Source organism: Desulfotomaculum sp. OF05-3, from assembly GCF_003435535.1.
Lineage (GTDB): Bacteria > Bacillota > Clostridia > Lachnospirales > Lachnospiraceae > Pilosibacter > Pilosibacter fragilis.
The window spans coordinates 31239-47492 of sequence record NZ_QWGO01000002.1 but is presented as its reverse complement, the minus strand read 5'-3'; the positions used below and the strand labels follow the sequence as shown (position 1 = coordinate 47492).

15 protein-coding genes and 1 riboswitch are annotated in these 16254 nt (G+C 49.7%); of the genes, 6 read left to right on the top strand and 9 right to left on the bottom strand.

The features are described 5' to 3' along the window. Nucleotides 1-114: 114 nt before the first annotated feature. The 3 genes from DXA87_RS01795 to DXA87_RS01785 form a co-directional block, all read right to left on the bottom strand. Nucleotides 115-909: a creatininase family protein gene (locus tag DXA87_RS01795; RefSeq protein WP_117503093.1), complete on the bottom strand. Its 795-nt coding sequence runs from the start codon at nt 907-909 to the stop codon at nt 115-117. A 199-nt stretch (nt 910-1108) separates the two neighbouring features. Further along, nucleotides 1109-1747, bottom strand: a complete 639-nt coding sequence (locus DXA87_RS01790) for an ECF transporter S component (RefSeq protein WP_117566743.1) — start codon at nt 1745-1747, stop codon at nt 1109-1111. Nucleotides 1748-1906: 159 nt separating this feature from the next. Further along, a riboswitch (FMN riboswitch) is annotated at nt 1907-2024 on the bottom strand. Nucleotides 2025-2083: 59 nt separating this feature from the next. After that, nucleotides 2084-3247: a polysaccharide deacetylase family protein gene (locus tag DXA87_RS01785; protein WP_117503092.1), complete on the bottom strand. Its 1164-nt coding sequence runs from the start codon at nt 3245-3247 to the stop codon at nt 2084-2086. Nucleotides 3248-3527: 280 nt separating this feature from the next. Here DXA87_RS01785 and DXA87_RS01780 point away from each other — a divergent pair, with 280 nt between their 5' ends. After that, nucleotides 3528-4838, top strand: a complete 1311-nt coding sequence (locus DXA87_RS01780) for a M18 family aminopeptidase (RefSeq protein ID WP_015553000.1) — start codon at nt 3528-3530, stop codon at nt 4836-4838. 48 nt (nt 4839-4886) lie between these two features. On the opposite strand, the gene DXA87_RS01775 is transcribed toward DXA87_RS01780, so the two are convergent. Both DXA87_RS01775 and DXA87_RS01770 read right to left on the bottom strand, forming a co-directional pair. Beyond that, nucleotides 4887-5069, bottom strand: a complete 183-nt coding sequence (locus DXA87_RS01775; RefSeq protein WP_117503091.1) for a hypothetical protein — start codon at nt 5067-5069, stop codon at nt 4887-4889. 18 nt (nt 5070-5087) lie between these two features. Then, nucleotides 5088-5786 (bottom strand): N-acetylmuramoyl-L-alanine amidase, encoded by a 699-nt coding sequence (locus DXA87_RS01770; RefSeq protein WP_117503157.1) that lies wholly within the window; start codon nt 5784-5786, stop codon nt 5088-5090. Between the two features lie 253 nt (nt 5787-6039). Here DXA87_RS01770 and DXA87_RS01765 point away from each other — a divergent pair, with 253 nt between their 5' ends. The 4 genes from DXA87_RS01765 to DXA87_RS01750 all read left to right on the top strand — a co-directional run bounded on the left by DXA87_RS01765 (nt 6040) and on the right by DXA87_RS01750 (nt 10531). Continuing rightward, entirely contained in the window at nt 6040-7092 is a 1053-nt protein-coding gene (locus DXA87_RS01765; RefSeq protein WP_117469004.1) for a beta-eliminating lyase-related protein, read from the top strand. Nucleotides 7093-7153: 61 nt separating this feature from the next. Further along, entirely contained in the window at nt 7154-8539 is a 1386-nt protein-coding gene (locus DXA87_RS01760; protein WP_158552991.1) for an amidohydrolase, read from the top strand. 239 nt (nt 8540-8778) lie between these two features. Then, nucleotides 8779-9633: a tyrosine-type recombinase/integrase gene (locus DXA87_RS01755; protein WP_117503089.1), complete on the top strand. Its 855-nt coding sequence runs from the start codon at nt 8779-8781 to the stop codon at nt 9631-9633. A 106-nt stretch (nt 9634-9739) separates the two neighbouring features. Beyond that, nucleotides 9740-10531, top strand: a complete 792-nt coding sequence (locus DXA87_RS01750) for a tyrosine-type recombinase/integrase (RefSeq protein ID WP_347465567.1) — start codon at nt 9740-9742, stop codon at nt 10529-10531. A gap of 27 nt (nt 10532-10558) precedes the next feature. On the opposite strand, the gene DXA87_RS01745 is transcribed toward DXA87_RS01750, so the two are convergent. The 4 genes from DXA87_RS01745 to DXA87_RS01730 form a co-directional block, all read right to left on the bottom strand. Beyond that, nucleotides 10559-12208 (bottom strand): glycosyl hydrolase family 18 protein, encoded by a 1650-nt coding sequence (locus DXA87_RS01745; RefSeq protein WP_117503088.1) that lies wholly within the window; start codon nt 12206-12208, stop codon nt 10559-10561. Nucleotides 12209-12555: 347 nt separating this feature from the next. Beyond that, on the bottom strand, nt 12556-12855 hold the full coding sequence (locus tag DXA87_RS01740) for a hypothetical protein (protein ID WP_117469290.1): 300 nt from the start codon (nt 12853-12855) through the stop codon (nt 12556-12558). Between the two features lie 277 nt (nt 12856-13132). Further along, nucleotides 13133-13735: a hypothetical protein gene (locus DXA87_RS01735; RefSeq protein WP_147324176.1), complete on the bottom strand. Its 603-nt coding sequence runs from the start codon at nt 13733-13735 to the stop codon at nt 13133-13135. After that, nucleotides 13684-15036, bottom strand: a complete 1353-nt coding sequence (locus tag DXA87_RS01730) for a serine/threonine-protein kinase (protein WP_158552990.1) — start codon at nt 15034-15036, stop codon at nt 13684-13686. Before DXA87_RS01730 ends, DXA87_RS01735 begins: the two co-directional genes overlap by 52 nt. 274 nt (nt 15037-15310) lie before the next feature. Between DXA87_RS01730 and DXA87_RS01725 the strand changes: the two genes are divergently transcribed. Continuing rightward, entirely contained in the window at nt 15311-16075 is a 765-nt protein-coding gene (locus DXA87_RS01725; protein ID WP_117503086.1) for an adaptor protein MecA, read from the top strand. Nucleotides 16076-16254: the final 179 nt, after the last annotated feature.

The window sequence follows — 16254 nt, the reverse complement described above, 5'->3', positions numbered from 1 at the left end:
CTTTTCCGGCATCGTTTCCATTCATTTCAATTTTTCTGTTCTTCTTAATATTGCTGTAATAATGATCTGTCCACCGGTTTCTCAGCACTTTTTACTATTTCCTGAAACAGTGCCTTAGTCTTTCCACTTTCTGATCTCTTTCAGCCCTGAAAGGATCGACTCCACAAAGCTGTCGTAGATCTGGTTGCCCTTCTCCGCCGTCGCCCCGCTTGGATCGCCGCCGATTCCGATGGGCTTTCCGTCCTCGGTCTCCCACTCTTCTGAAACCCAGCCAAGAGTGATCGGGCCATATACGGTGAATGTCTTGTTTCCCATGAACTTTCTCGGGATTCCCGCCTCGGAGGTCTCCAGCTTTACTGTCTCCGGGCGCTCCGCGAGAACCATGGATGTCTCCATCTCACCGCCGTGGAAATCCCAGATATTTCCAGGTGTCACAGTGTCTTTTACCGCCTGGTTTCCGAAGAATGCGCCACAGTTGATGATAAATACGGCGATTCCGAGCTCACTTCTTACCTCCCTGCTTAAGACCTGGATGATCGGGGAGTTTCCGCCGTGGCAGTTCAAGATTGCGATCTTCCTGAATCCGTGATGCGCCAGGCTTTTGCAGATGTCGTAGAGAACATGATAAAAGGTATCCGGCTTTAAGGTGACAGAACCGCAGAAGTTCACATGTTCCGTGCTGAGTCCCACCGGGATCAGCGGAAAGATCAGCATCGGATAGTCCGGGATCTCCCGGTCTAAGGCCTCTTTGATCCGTCTCGCCGTTCCCTCCGCGATGATCTCGTCTGTACCCAGCGGACACTGGTTTCCGTGCTGTTCCAACGCTCCCACCGGGATCATGACCACCGTCTCGTCCTTGTCGACCTGTTCCATTTCCAGTCTTGTCAGTTCATTATAATATCTTACCATTTTATTTTCTCCGTTTCTTAAGTCATTGCCGCTTCACTATCTCATTTCGGTCGTTATCCGTCAAGTACTGCTGCCACCTGCCAGCGCTCACTTTTGTGCCTGCGCAGGCTTTTGCTCACTTCTCACATAAATTGTAAGTCCCCCGAGGCAGACACGGCTTTCGCCGTCTCTATCCCGGGGGAATCTCCCATTTCAGGTGTTATGCCGCCGTATTTTCAGTTTTCTTTTCTCTGTGAACCCCTGCATGGATGATCACGCTGACATGCTTATATACAAGTGCTGTTACGATCGCGTTCAGTCCGCATTTTACAAGGTTGAACGGAACGATCATGAAGATCGCGAATGTATACAGGTTTGTAACTGCCGGGTTGATCTTTGTTCCCATTGCGATGATGTTCTCGATTCCGCCGAAAGCAACTTTTGCGTAGAACGGAAGTGTGATCGCGCAGTTTACGAATACAGCGCCGACGATAGCACAGATGACACCGGCAGCGAGAGCGACCATAGCGGTCTTTTTCGTTTTATGTCTGCGGTAGATCAGGGCAGCCGGTACGGAGAACATGCAGCTTCCAATGATGTTTCCGAGCTCGCCGACATAGTAAGTGCTTGTTCCGTTTAAGAGCAGCTTTAAGAGGTTCTTAACGATCGCGATCAGAGCTGCCTGGGCTGGTCCCATGGCAAAGCCGCCGATCAGTACCGGGAGCTCCGCGAAGTCCAGCTTGTAAAACGGCGGTGCAAACGGAACCGCCACCTGGATCGTCTCCAATACGGCTGCGAGTGCGCTGAACATGGCGATCAGCACGAGATTTCTGACACTTAATACTTTGTTCTGGTTCATAATGTTCCTCCTTGTACTTGTTGTTCTTCTGTTACAAGGAATTGCTGTGCAGGATTGCCGGCTCACACGGACTCGTGGGGATGATTCCCTGTCCATGTAAATAAAAAGACCCCGGACCATTGAAAAAGTCCGGGGCTTGAATGAACTACTCCTGTCATACAATTTCTTCTCTCATCCAGACTATACTGTCGGTTTTGGAATCTCACCAAATCAGCTGCTTTCGCAGGTCGCGGACTATACCGCCGGTGGGGAATCGCACCCCGCCCCGAAGAACGATATTTATTTGTTCGTTAACAGAATATCACATTTTGCTTCATACTGCAATATTTTTTATTCTTAGCGGAAATGTCCATAAGACTGTCCTGCCGCCATACCACCGCGGAGCTCTGCCATCTCGCTGACTGTCACGAGCTGGTAACCTCTTCTCGTGAGTTCAGGAATCAGCGTCTCTGCCGCAATGACGCTCTGCTCATAGAGATCATGCATCAGGATGATATCTCCATCCTGCACCTGTCTGAGAACTGTGTCGATGGTGTGCTGCGCGTTTCTCGTCTTCCAGTCCAGTGTATCCACGGACCAGATGATGGACGGCATTCCAGCCTTTGCGAGGACCGCCTTACTGGCATCATTGATCTTTCCTCCCGGCGGGCGGACACCTTTCGGCGCGTTTCCGCCTGCTGCCACAATGGCATCGCGTGTCTGATTTAAGCTCTGTAATATCTCTCCCTCAGACATTCCTGTCAGATATGTATGTGCCCAGGTATGGCTGTCTGTCTCGCATCCGAGATCCGCCATGCGCTTTACGGTAGACGCATAGGACGCAACTCGGTTGCCCACCATGAAGAATGTGGCTCTTCCGCCGTTCGCTTCCAGGGAATCCAGGATCCGGGGCGTATACTTCGACGGACCGTCATCAAAGGTCAGGGCAACCATCGGTCTTGTCGGGTCAACGCTCTTTCCATTCGGGCCTTCCGGTACCTCCGCACCTTTTCCCGTCACCGTTACCCAGAGACCATCCACACGGAGTCCCTGTCCTTCGGTTCCCGCAGTCTCCCCGTTCTTCACCAGAGTTGTCCAGGAGCCATTCTGATATACAGAGTAATAAACATCATAATTCTCCGCAAGCTGTCCGGTAAATGCCATGCGGACCGCTTCTAACGGCATATCTGTCTCGGTGCTTCCATTCGGAGTCATATTTTCCTGCCAGGAAAGCCATCCGCTTCCGCTTAAGTTCACCTGGTAAGAAAGCGTGCCGCTCATTCCCTCAGGTTGTCCCTGAAGGCTGGCGCGGATCGCCGTCACATAGCTTCCGGTTCCAGCACGCGCTGTTTTGCTGTCACCATGATACCCACTCCAACCGGTTCCATGCTCATAAATTCCGTAAACTGCGCCCATATCCGCCGCATATGCCGGATCACCGGTGATTCCCACCGATGCAGCGCAGATCAATACAGCCGCCAGCACCGTGCGGACTGCCTGTCTGATCTTCTTCCAATCCATAAGTTCCCCTCTTTTCCCAGTGATCTTCTCACCATATTGATCGTATTTGTAACTGTTCCATACCTTCGCAGCTACTCATGCCCATATTTTAACATGAAACTGAGAATAAAGGTACCTCTTCCAGACCTTTTTCGTAAATTTCAGAAAAACGTCAGAATTATAACAGAAATCATATTTTAACACTTGCGCACATCATAGCGCGAGCTTGCCTGATCTGCATTTTTTTTATATAATGTAGTATGACTTACAGGGGTTATTTATCGAAAGGAGTAACAAAAACATGATTCAGAATCTGAATGAAGAATTATTTTCCTTTATCAAAAAGAGTCCGACCGGTTTCCATGCTGTTCATGAACTGGCAAACTACCTGACCGAGGCAGGCTTCGAGCGCCTCGCTGAGGGCAATACCTGGAATCTTGCTGAGGGCGGAAAGTATTTCGTAACCCGCAACCAGTCCGCGATCATCGCATTCAAGGTATCCCGCAAGGATTATTCCGGCTTCCATATCGCGGCAAGCCACAGCGACTCCCCGACCTTAAAGATCAAAGAGTCTTCTGAGATGAACATCGAGAACCAGTATGTAAAATTAAATGTTGAGAAGTACGGCGGAATGCTCTGCGCACCGTGGTTCGACAGACCTCTCTCCGTTGCAGGACGCATTATCGTAAAAGACGGCAACCGTCTCACAACAAAACTGATCAACGTTGACCGTGATCTTCTCATGATCCCGAACCTCGCAATCCATATGAACCGTGAAGTAAACGACGGTTACAAGTACAACATCCAGAAAGATATGCTTCCATTATACCGCATGAGCAATTCCGGAAAGGCATTCAAAGAGATGATCGCTGAGGAGGCAGGCGTCTCCGTTGACCAGATCAAAGGAATGGACCTCTTCCTTTACAACCGTATGGAAGGTACTGTATGGGGCTGCGACGGCGAGTTTATCTCTGCTCCGCGTCTTGATGATCTCCAGTGCGCATTCACGTCCACAATGGCTCTCTTAAACAGTGAGAGCGACCGCTGCATCCCGGTCGTTGCCGTATTTGACAATGAGGAAGTAGGAAGTGGTACAAAACAGGGCGCCGGCTCCACATTCCTTTACGACATTCTCCGCCGCATCAACCGCAGCCTTGGAAGAACAGAGGAAGAGTACCTCACGTCCCTCGCTTCCAGCTTCATGGTATCCGCGGATAACGGACATGCCGTACATCCGAACTACGCTGACAAGACCGACCCAACAAACCGCACCTACTTAAACGGCGGTCTCGTGATCAAGCACAGCGCAAACCAGAAGTACACAACAGACGCTGTTTCCGCAGCTGTTATGCGCTGCCTCTGCGAGCGCGCAGGTGTTCCGTACCAGGAGTTCTTAAACCGTTCCGATATCCTCGGCGGCTCCACTCTCGGAAATATCTCCAACGCGCAGGTTTCCTTAAACACGGTAGACGTCGGACTTCCGCAGTTAGCTATGCATTCCCCGTATGAGACTGCAGGCTCCAAGGATATGGCCTACCTGGAGAAAGCATTTGAGGAGTTCTTCAAATCCGCGATCCGTGCTGAGGGCGACGGTACGCTTGTACTTGAGTAATTCTGATAATAAAATCTGCCGGAAATATTCGTGTTTCCGGTGGATTTTTTATCCTTCCAGTCCAGATGACCGTGTGGAACGTTTCTTTTTTCCTTCTGCCGCCTGGAAAAGCAGTTTTTCCGTCCCAATTGGTAAAAGAATCATAGCATATTGAACTTTTAAATGCCATATCGGATCGTTAAAAACAGGTGGACCTTTTTTGTATAATATGACAATTTTATTTCTCTTCATTTGTACATTTTTCCTATCTCATTGCTTCTTATTCAGGTACTCCATGATCCCCATATGAATCGTATATGCCAGCTTATCCTGGTACTCCCCGCTGTTTAAAAGCGCTGCTTCCTTCCGGTTGCTTAAGAATCCGCACTCCACGATCACGATGGGGCATTTCACATGCAGAAGGAGGTAGTAATTGGCATTCGCCTTCGGAAGTCTCCGGTTCTGGTCCCCCAGGACATAGTCAAACCGGTCCTGCAGGATCTCCGCCAGCGCCTTTCCCTTTGACGAATCCCGGTAATAGAATACCTGTCCGCCAGAGACGGATTCCTCGTGATAGCTGTTCTGGTGGATGCTGACCACAAGGTCCGCGCCGCTCTCCTCAATGATCTCACACCGTTTCTTCATGTCCGCCATCTTTTTCCGGCTGTCCGTTTCGGAATAAAGTCCCGTGTCCGTCTCCCGCGTCATAATGACCTTCACATCATCCTGTTCCAGGTACGTTTTCAACCGCTCCGCCACAGCCAGGTTGATATCTTTCTCCAGGCTCCCGTCGACTCCAACCTTGCCGGGATCTGTTCCGCCGTGTCCGGCATCGACCACCACCACCGGTGTCTCTTTTATGTAGGCGTCACCGCTCCCCGTCACATGGATACTTCCATATTTCACCGCCATGACCACCATGGCGAGCAGGCATATGCCGAGAACCGGCTCTATCACTTTCTGCTTCATGCTCTGTTTCCCCGAAAATCCGCTCTTCATAATACTCTATTTCATGGGGGACCCGTTTATGTGCGGATTTTCCTGTCTCCGTTCAATCCAAAAAAGTTCTGGATTCTGGCTTCCGCTCTTATCGCCATCATCAGCTGAATCCCTATATTTCCCTCAGTGTTTTCAGATTTTTTTCATACACTTTCCTGCATTGACACATCAATATGCCATCTGTATAATAGAGTCAGACAACACGAAAGGTCAGGTTTTTAACATGGCAAATGAAAAACTGAAATTCGTCTGCGATTACATGGAAGGCGCCCATCCGGCTATCATGAATGAGCTGCTCTCCACAAATATGATGCAGACTTCCGGGTACGGTCTCGACGAGTTCTCTGAATCTGCCCGGGATAAGATCCGTAAAGCCTGCGGTGCTCCAAATGCGGGAGTCTATCTCCTCGTGGGCGGAACCCAGACAAACGCTACCGTCATCGACGCACTTCTCCGCTCCTATCAGGGCGTTCTCTGTGCGGAGACCGGTCACATCGCAGTCCATGAGGCCGGTGCCATCGAATTCGGCGGACATAAAGTGCTCCCGCTGCCCCATACATATGGAAAGATCACAGCTGCCCAGGTCACCTCTTATATGGACACCTTTTTATCTGATGATAACCATGAGCACATGGTCATGCCGGGCATGGTCTATATCTCCCAGCCGACGGAATACGGAACCCTGTATTCCCTGGAAGAACTGACCGCCCTCAGCGAGACATGCCGTAAGTACCATCTCCCGCTCTATGCGGACGGCGCCAGACTTGCCTACGCTCTCGCTTCCCCGGAAAATGACGTAACATTAAAGGATCTTGCGAAACTCTGCGATGTCTTCTACATCGGCGGAACGAAATGCGGAGCGCTCTTCGGCGAGGCGGTCGTAATCCCGGATCCGGCGCTGATCCCGCACTTTTTCACGATCATAAAGCAGCACGGAGCGCTCTTCGCGAAAGGCCGCATCCTGGGGATCCAGTTCGATACCCTGTTCACAGATGATCTGTACCTTCATATCGGGGAATCCGCCCTCGACTGCGCAGCCGCGATAAAATCCGCGTTAAAGGAAAACGGTTACCAGTTCTTCCTTGAGACTCCGACAAACCAGATCTTTATTATTCTGGAGGACGAAGTCCTGCACCGTCTGGAAGAGCAGGCGGAATTCAGCTTCTGGGAAAAATATGATGACTCCCATACCGTGATCCGGATCGCCACAAGCTGGGCGACAACGAAGGAACACACTGACGCGCTGATCGAGCTTTTAAAGATGAACCGGGCTTGACCTGATGCTCCCGTACAGCGCCTGGTTCCGTCCAATATTACATATTTCAGGAGGTATTTCCATGACAGACAGACAACAGCTGATCGTAAACAACGTAGATACCGTAAAACAGCTCATCCTCGACGCAGAGCGCTGGATCTGGGCTCATCCGCAGACCGGTTACACCGAGTGGCAGGCCCACGACTATCTCGCAGAGAAATACGAGGCACTTGGATACACACTCGTCAAAGCCGGAAACATTCCGGGCTTTTACACCGATGTTGAGACAGGAAAACCGGGACCAAAGGTAGCGATCTTCGGTGAACTGGATGCCCTCGATATCGCGAACCATCCGGAATCCGTAAATGGAATGACCCACTGCTGCGGACATAACGCCCAGTCCGCTGCACTTTTAGGAATCGCAGCCGCATTGAAACAGCCCCACGCCCTCGACGGTCTCTGCGGATCCATCCGCCTCGTTGTCGTTCCGGCCGAGGAGATGATCCAGCTTGCATTCCGTGAGGAACTCCGCCAGAAAGGCATCACCAAGTACAACGGCGGTAAGACCGAATTCATGTACCGTGGTCTCTTAGACGGCGTCGACATGGCCATGATGGTTCACGGCATGACAAAGGGATCCAGCGTCAACGAGGACGGAGATACCGACCTTGACTTTCAGGCACTGCTCGGAATGAACGGATGTATAGCGAAAAATATCCGCTACAAAGGAAAATCTGCCCATGCAGGCGGAGCTCCTCATATGGGAGTCAACGCGGAGTATGCCGCTATGCTGGGTCTCCAGGCATGCAACGACCTCCGTGAGACATTCCAGGAGAAAGATACGATCCGCTTCCATCCGATCCTCATGGGCGCAAACTGCGCCGTAAACATTATCCCGGATGAGATGAAGATCGAGAGTTATGTCCGTGGAAAATCCTTAGAGGCGATCAAACGCGAGAATATCAAGGTAAACCGTGCGCTGACCGGTGCCGCACTGTCTATGGGCGCAGGCGTTGAGCTGAGCGACCGCCCTGGTTACGCTCCGGAGTATCATGATCCGACATTCATGAAGCTGGCTGAGGACTGCTGCGTGGCACTTTGCGGAAGAAAGAAAGTTGTCTTCGACTACAACGGCTGGAGCACCGGTTCCTCCGATTTCGGCGATGTCACCTGCGTAATGCCGGGCGTGCAGATCAACGCAGGCGGCGCTGTCGGCACTCTCCATGGCATCGACTTCCAGATCACCGATCCGAACCGTATGTGCGTAAACGCGGCAAAGGTTCAGCTTTTCCTCGTAGATGCCCTGCTCTCCAACAATGCCGTGACCGCGAAAGAGATCATCGCCAACTACAAGCCGCAGTATCCGTCCATCAAGGCGTACCTTGACGCCATTGATGCGCTGACACTTGATAAGGATGCTGTTCGATATGATGAAAAGGGAAACGCGATTGTAGATTTCCAGAACTAAGCAACCCAATTTCCTTCCGGGCAGCGCAATGCCACCGAACATTTCCCAAAAGCATTGTCTGTTCATTTCCAATCATATACAGCTTATATAAACGTCCGTCGGAGATGTCCTATGTCTCCGACGGATTTTTTGCTTTTCCTCCTTCCTTTCCCCATCAACAACGTATTCTCCAGTTTTCTCTTGCTCTTTTTGTTTCCTGCGATAAAATACTTTCAAAAACAGAAAGGTATGATAATACTATGAGAAAAACTGCTCTTCCCACAGACCGTCTTTCTGAAACGGCCCGTCAAAAACTCTCCAAGTTCGAAGCGTGGCTGCTCCGGAATGGAAAATCTTACCAGACGATCCGTTCCTATCTCTATACTGCCAGGCATTTTCTTTCCCTGTACCCCGAAATCACACATGACAATCTGATGCTCTATAAATGCTATCTCATCGACAGGTACAAGCCCAACACCGTAAATTTGAGGATCCGCGCAATGAACTGTTTTATGGAATTTCTCGAGCTTCCTGACTCCAGGGTCCTTATGGTCCGCCTTCAACAGAAACCATTTCTGGAAAATGTGATCAGCCAGGCCGACTATGAGTACCTGAAAAAATGTCTTCTGCGTGACGGAAAGCCTACCTACTACTTTGCCGTGCGGATCATGGCCGCCACTGGCGTGCGGATCAGCGAACTTCTCCAGATCCGTGTGGAAGATATGATCCGCGGTCAGATGGACCTGTACTCAAAAGGTGATAAGATCCGGCGGATCTACTTCCCGCAAAATGTCCAGGAGACCTGCCTGCTGTGGCTTCAAAACGAAAAGCGCACCAGCGGCAGCTTATTTTTAAACCGTTTCGGAAATCCGATCACCACAAACGGGATCCGGGATCAGCTTAAGGTTTTTGCACTTCGATACAATCTGGATCCATCTGTCGTACATCCCCATGCATTCCGGCATCTATTCGCAAAAAAATTTATAGAACAATGTGATGACATTGCGCTTCTGTCCGATATTCTTGGACATGAGAGCATTGAGACTACCCGCATTTACCTGCATAAAAGCAGTACTGAACAGCAGGATCTCTTCAATCAGATCGTAAACTGGTAAAATTCCTGCTGCTCCGTTATTATTCAAAGGATATGTTATGAAAGAACTTCCAAAAGACCAGGAAAACCTGGCAGAATCATTTAGATCATATTTAAGAAAAAAGAATATGTCTGAAAATACCGGAGACGCGTATGGACGGACGATCAGGCAGCTTCTGTCCATCTATCCCATTCCAACCGAATCTCTTCTCCGGAAATACCGGAGTCTTCTGATTGCCAATTACCGCCCCGCAACGATCAATCAGCGGATCTACGCCGTAAATCATTTTCTTCTTTTCCTGGAGGAAGAACAGCCGGAACTCTATCCCGACCTCGCCAGTTTTCGACTCCATGCGGTAAAAATTTCCCGCGACACCTTCCAGGACTCCATTATCACAAACGAAGACTGTGAGACGCTCCAACGGAACCTGAAAGCAGAACACCACGACTTCTGGTATTTCATCGTCCGTTTTCTGGTGACCACCGGTGCCAGGGTCAGTGAGCTGGTGCAGATCAAGGCGGAACATTTAGCCTGCGGGTATCTTGATCTCTACTCCAAAGGTGGGAAGATCCGCCGCATCTACATCCCGGATTCCCTCTGTCAGGAGGCAAAAGCCTGGTGTGACCGCCGCGGTATCACCTCCGGCTTTCTTTTTGTGGGAAAAAATGGACGCCCCGTGACGACCAGAGGCATCCATTCCCAATTAAAACACTATGCAGTCCGGTATGGCATCGATCCTGATACCATGTACCCTCATTCTTTCCGCCACCGGTTCGCGAAGAATTTTCTGGCTCGCAGCAGCGATATCTCTCTATTGGCGGATCTTCTCGGGCATGAGAGCATCGAGACCACCCGCATCTACCTCACACGTTCCAGCAAGGAACAGAAACTCCTGCTGGACAAGATGGTGACCTGGTAGGTCCGGCGTAAATGCGCCATTATGATCTTAGTTCCACTGGATGGAATCCCACGCGGCAGAATCCTCAAACCCCAGTTTCCAGCACGCGACTCCCGCCAGATCGTTCTGACGGACCACGTTCATCTTTTCTTTCAAGGACCGCTCCTCCTCCATCCAGAGGAACCGAGCACCGTCATTTGTCTGTTTCTCGCCATAATATTGGGCGGTATCCGCCTGCCAGGTGAGTTCCACCTGGTTATTGTCTGCCCACTTCTTCGCATCCGCGATTCCCATCGCCTTGGAGGTGATGGATCCGTCCCCGGCTTCGATCCAGAGTCTCGTGTAGAACGGAACGGCATTGATCAGCTTCTCCTTCGGGACATCCTCGAGCATTCCGGAGATTCCATTCTTCACGTAGCTGATAGAGGACACAGAGCCCGGCTCGCCGCCCGCAAAGTGCTCATCATATCCCATCATAATCACATAATCCGCAACAATTCCCTGTTCTTTCAGGTTATAGAAGCTGTTGTATCTCGCCGGAACATAGTTGTCCACGGACAGGACAATACCTTTCTGGCGGCACGGGATCGATAATTCCCGGATAAATTCGATATAATGGACGCCCGCCTCTGTTTTCAGGCTCTCAAAATCAAGATTCAGACCATCCAGGTCATATTTTTCCGCATCCGCGATCAGGCTGTCGATCAGCCTGCGGCGGGTGGCGGTGGATGCTAACAGCGTCTCCGTCTGGACATCGGCACTGAAGTTATCGATCAGCGCCCATACCTGGAGCCCCTTTGCATGGGCCTTCGCCACATAATCTTTGCTCGCCAGTGACCTATAGTTTCCGTTGTTGTCTGTCAGGGAAAACCATGTCGGGGAGATCACGTTCATCCCTTTTGTCTTTGCCACAATGCTGTCAAAGGTATTGTTTCCGTCCTGGCTTGTTACCTGGTGCCAGCCGAGAACGATCTTTCCGCTCATGCTGGTATTCTTGTATACAGGAGCTGTGAAATTTCCGGAAAATTTCTGGCTCTCCGCGGCTGCCAGGCGCTTATTTTCCACATATCCGATATTTCCGTCGGAAGATGCGACCTTGGACCATTTCTCCATCGTATCGAGAACGGTCACCGTATCGTCCTCTGCGAGGTCTGTGAGGATCTTACTCTTTACGCCGCCTTTTACTCGCAGACTTCCAGCCTTTTTCACCCGCGCTATATTTCTTGTTCCCCAGTCATTGATCAGGACACGTCTTCCATCCCCGGAGTCAAAGGTCTGGATCTGCACATCCGTATAGTTTGCGATCAAACCCAGCGTCAGATAGACCTCATCATCTTTTACAAGAAGCAGCGGAGCGCCGTTGGCCCCCTTTGTCTCCGCGTCCGCATAGACGATCTGGTCCGGGAGCGCGTATACGAGAAGGTCTTCCGTGCTGTCCCAGTAGAACCGCTCATTAATGTGGTCATTCACCCAGGAGACCGGCAGATACGTCTGTCCATTTTCATAGATTCCTGTCTGCTCCTGCCGCTCATAGTTATAGAGGATCGCGGTCTCATCCCCGGACACATCATAGACTTCCGCGAGATCCGCCCGCTCTTTCGTCGGCATATACCGGTCCAGTACCTGGAAACCGACAAATCCCACGGCGATCAGGATGATCAGACCGACAGCAACCAATACAGGAACTACTTTTCTCATTCGTTATCACTCTTTCCGCACGCCGGTTCCCAGAACTCTGCGTTCATTTCCGTCTCTCACCGGCGGCATGCTGAATCGTTATTTATTACGGATGATCCGGCAAGGTATACACAGATCGTATACTTTGCCGGATCTTCAAGATAGCTTAAGTATACCACAACGCGGAATGTCTGTCTGTTAACTTTTTGTAACGAATTGTTGTCAGCAGTCTTACGAATCATCTGGCAGAACGATCCCCCAGCTGTTGAATCTATATTACTTCGTACATATAACCTGGTTCATTTCCGTGCGATTTACTGCTATCCAGTACCGCCAGATCCATTCTATTCGGTATCCTCCGTCTTTCCTTATTTTCTCGTTCTTCTCCTCCGACCTTTCGTCTCCATGATATCCGCTTCGCTTAGATAGACCTTATCAAACCGTATCTCCTTCAGACCGCCGCCTTCCGCCTGGACATAATCTCCCATATAGAACATTCCATCCTCACGAACTTCAAACAGTTTCTCCCATTCTCTCTGCCCGGAAAGTTTTCCGTCCATGTAGATCGGGATTCCTTTTTCCGTGTACCGCTTAAGTCCATTCAGATAGCGCGTCATCTCCTCGACACTTCGATTTTCCGAGTCATACGTTCCGCTTGCTGTTTCCATACCCATATACACCTTTCTTTTCTTCGTGCCGCATATCTATGGCATGCACGGTCTTATCGATGCTCTTCATTGAACGTTCTCCCTCTGCGCTGTCGATTTTAAGTTATTAAATGCCTCTGTTCCCGGCTTTTCCGCGATGACTGAAGAAGGTTATACTGTGACATGTTTTTCCCCGCTGCTGTATTCTTAGCCGGTCAGATCTCATTTATTGTGACATTTCTGAGTATCAGGCTTTTCCCTTTATAACGGTTAGGGAAATCGTCCTTTTATGTCATTTTTACAGGATACGCTGAAAAAATTCCCCGCACTCCTTCGTGACCAAGAAGGCATCCGCTGAAAACGGAATCCGTTCTGCATTGATCCGAAATCTTCTCGAGAATTCTCTTCTGGTCTCCTCGCTTCCAAATACCGCGAGACTCTGCCAGCTTTTTTTCTGTTTCGCTCTCTGTTCCATCTCGAATTCCCGGAAACTCTCCTGCTGCCACTCCGTAAAGGAACCCACCAGGAACTTTTTATCGCATCTCCAATATAATTCGTTTGCGCCATCTTTGACCGATCCGAAATCGATCAGGATATCGTCATATCCCCTCTGAAGCACCTCCTTCACAGCCTCCGGCCCTGCATACTTATAATAATCCGCATCCAGTACCCTGTATGGATTTTTCTGTCCCATCTGCCCCGTGCAGACGTATTCAAGCTTTTCTAAGTCCCCCGACTCATTAAATTCCAGCAGTATGGCTTTCCTTCTGAGGTATCCCGCGAGATAGTTTGTCAGCATGATCGAAAAATGGGTGCACCCCACCCCGGTATTGCTCCCAGCGATTCCGATCATTCTGCATCGCTTCTCCTGAGTCTCTGTGATAATTTTTTTCTTTTCCATCTGGTTTCCCCTGTACCATCGTTCCATAGATCCCGGTAACAGGTGTTGGCAGCTTTATCTTCTCTGAATGGATTTGAAAAGAACGGAAGAAAGAAATAATGAATATCAGATAAAACTTTTGGAAGTTTCAGACGTGCTTTTTTCTCCATATGATTGAAGAGCAGGATCACATTCCCACGGCTTTTTAAGATCTTCGCCGCATTCACAGTCCTGTCGATCTCCCACCATTTTCCCCCGCATACAAGAACATAAAAATCTGCTTCCGGAAGTTTCTCTTCCGGGCGGATCACTCCCACATCCTTTATGATTACTGGAAAATAAAGATATGGCAGCTTCACAGCTTCGCCATAATAAGGCCGGATGCTTCCGCATCCGATTCGATATACGCCGGTCCGGTCCGTTTTGATTCCCATATTTTTCGCAAGTGTGCGAACCGCAGACGTATCATAAGCTTCCTGATATAAAGCCGGACACCCATTCCGGGTCAGAAAATGAGACATTCCGAGAGCCGCATGGGTTGTTCCGATCCCCGCTGCCGCCCCGGCAAAAACAACGATTCGAGATTCTGCTGCCTGTTCCTTCAGTTGATTTTGCAGCTCCTGCAGCGTTTCCTGCAGTTCATCCGCACTCTGGTAACGCGCCTCTTTCTCCTTTTCCATACACCCGCGGATGATCCGGTCAAACATCCTATATTCCGGTTCATTCCTGTATTCCGGAACACTTCCCGGCGCATCCCCACGGCTCATAAAGTAGAGCAGCGCACCGATCGCGTACACGTCCGTCCGGCAGTCCAGTGGTTCCCCTGTGTACTGTTCCGGTGCCGCAAAACCGATCGTTCCGTACCGCTCACCAAACGCAGCGGCATCTGACGCGTATTGTGCATGATCAAAATCCGTCAGACGAAGGACTCCATTGCACACCAGCAGATTTTTGGGCTGCAAGTCTAAATATAAAATAGGATTTTCTGCTGAATTCATAAACTGAATGATACGGCAGATCTGTATTCCAAGATCAGCTGCCGCCTTAACCGACAAGCTGCCCAGGCGTTTTACCAGGGCATATAAAGATTCGCCTTCCAGATATTCTTCGATCAGATAACTGTATCCGGTATCTTCCTCCACATCGTAGACGATGGGGATTCCCGGATGTCTCAGTGTTTTCAGAAAAAGTGCTTCTTTTCTAAAAGTATCATAATCCGCCAGGGATTTCGGGACTACTTTTACCGCCCTGTATTCTTCCAGCTCAACGTGATACGCCAGATATACAGTACCGGATCGCCCGTTTCCCAGCTCTCTGCACAACCGATACTTGCCAAACAGAACGCGCTCGATAAACCGTCACACCTCCTTCCGGCAACACAACCTCTTGCGACTATTCTAATATACACACTCCCGCTTCAGACCATCTTGTAGATGTCAAACTGATTAAATTTTAATAAATTTCCCTCATACGATTGCAAAAACTGAATAGGATATAGTATATTATAAATGTAAAAATGCGGTTTTCTGCCCTCTTATAATGGGAATTACAGCATACCGCGAATATTTTGATTTTAACCAGACAGGAAGTGATCCTATGAAAATAGAACGTATCAATGAAAATCAGATCCGCTGCACCCTCAGCAACTTTGACCTGAGTGTCCGGAATATGAATCTCGGCGAGCTGGCCTATGGAAGCGAGAAAGCCCGTAATCTTTTCCGCGAGATGATCCAGCGCGCCGCAAATGAGGTCGGTTTCGAGGTCGAGGATATCCCGCTTATGGTCGAGGCGATCCCGATGGCGAACGAGAGTGTTATGCTGATCATCACAAAGATGGAAGATCCAGAGGAACTGGATACCCGGTTCTCCAAGTTCTCACCGGAAGAGGACGAGAATGATAACGGATGGGGGAATCTCACCGCGGAAGTGCTGGAAGGCGCTGACGGCCTGATCAATATCCTGACCCAGAGCGGAATTTTAAAGCCGGAGGGAGAAAAAGCTCCTGCGGCACCAGCTGCAACGGCAAATGGACCGCAGGGAAAGGAAGAGTCGAAGAATCCGGCTCAGTTTACAAGGATCTACCAGTTTTCTTCCCTCGACCTCGTCTGTGAAGCCGCACGGCAGACCGGTGCTGTTTTTAAAGGAAACAGTGTTCTCTACAAGAATCCGGAAAATGGGGTCTTCTACCTGATCCTCAAGAAGGAAAATGACAGTGAGAGTTCCTTCAACAGAGTCTGCAATACTCTCTCCGAATACGGAACAAGATTAAAGGGCGATGCCGCTGCGTCCGGCGCTTACTATGCGGAACATTATGATCTGATCGTAAAGAAGGACGCGCTGAAGGTGCTGCAAAACTTATAATCTGACTTCCCAATTGATCAATATTTAAATAGAGCATCTGTAAAAAGCTGCATTCCACAGATTTATACAGATGCTTTTTTATGTGCAAAGTCTGTTTCCAAAATGTCCCCATGTTTTTCAACATACAGAATTTTTATGGCACATTGCTCCATATATGTCAAAATGGAAAAAGGACTGCA

What these genes read in the sequence shown, in the direction of transcription:
- DXA87_RS01725 (WP_117503086.1), top strand. Translation starts at nt 15,311, where the DNA reads ATGAAAATAGAACGTATCAATGAAAATCAGATCCGCTGCACCCTCAGC.
- DXA87_RS01785 (WP_117503092.1), bottom strand. Translation starts at nt 3,247, where the DNA reads ATGGATTGGAAGAAGATCAGACAGGCAGTCCGCACGGTGCTGGCGGCT.
- DXA87_RS01780 (WP_015553000.1), top strand. Translation starts at nt 3,528, where the DNA reads ATGATTCAGAATCTGAATGAAGAATTATTTTCCTTTATCAAAAAGAGT.
- DXA87_RS01745 (WP_117503088.1), bottom strand. Translation starts at nt 12,208, where the DNA reads ATGAGAAAAGTAGTTCCTGTATTGGTTGCTGTCGGTCTGATCATCCTG.
- DXA87_RS01750 (WP_347465567.1), top strand. Translation starts at nt 9,740, where the DNA reads ATGTCTGAAAATACCGGAGACGCGTATGGACGGACGATCAGGCAGCTT.
- DXA87_RS01755 (WP_117503089.1), top strand. Translation starts at nt 8,779, where the DNA reads ATGAGAAAAACTGCTCTTCCCACAGACCGTCTTTCTGAAACGGCCCGT.
- DXA87_RS01770 (WP_117503157.1), bottom strand. Translation starts at nt 5,786, where the DNA reads ATGAAGCAGAAAGTGATAGAGCCGGTTCTCGGCATATGCCTGCTCGCC.
- DXA87_RS01740 (WP_117469290.1), bottom strand. Translation starts at nt 12,855, where the DNA reads ATGGAAACAGCAAGCGGAACGTATGACTCGGAAAATCGAAGTGTCGAG.
- DXA87_RS01795 (WP_117503093.1), bottom strand. Translation starts at nt 909, where the DNA reads ATGGTAAGATATTATAATGAACTGACAAGACTGGAAATGGAACAGGTC.
- DXA87_RS01765 (WP_117469004.1), top strand. Translation starts at nt 6,040, where the DNA reads ATGGCAAATGAAAAACTGAAATTCGTCTGCGATTACATGGAAGGCGCC.
- DXA87_RS01760 (WP_158552991.1), top strand. Translation starts at nt 7,154, where the DNA reads ATGACAGACAGACAACAGCTGATCGTAAACAACGTAGATACCGTAAAA.
- DXA87_RS01735 (WP_147324176.1), bottom strand. Translation starts at nt 13,735, where the DNA reads ATGGAAAAGAAAAAAATTATCACAGAGACTCAGGAGAAGCGATGCAGA.
- DXA87_RS01790 (WP_117566743.1), bottom strand. Translation starts at nt 1,747, where the DNA reads ATGAACCAGAACAAAGTATTAAGTGTCAGAAATCTCGTGCTGATCGCC.
- DXA87_RS01775 (WP_117503091.1), bottom strand. Translation starts at nt 5,069, where the DNA reads ATGAAGAGAAATAAAATTGTCATATTATACAAAAAAGGTCCACCTGTT.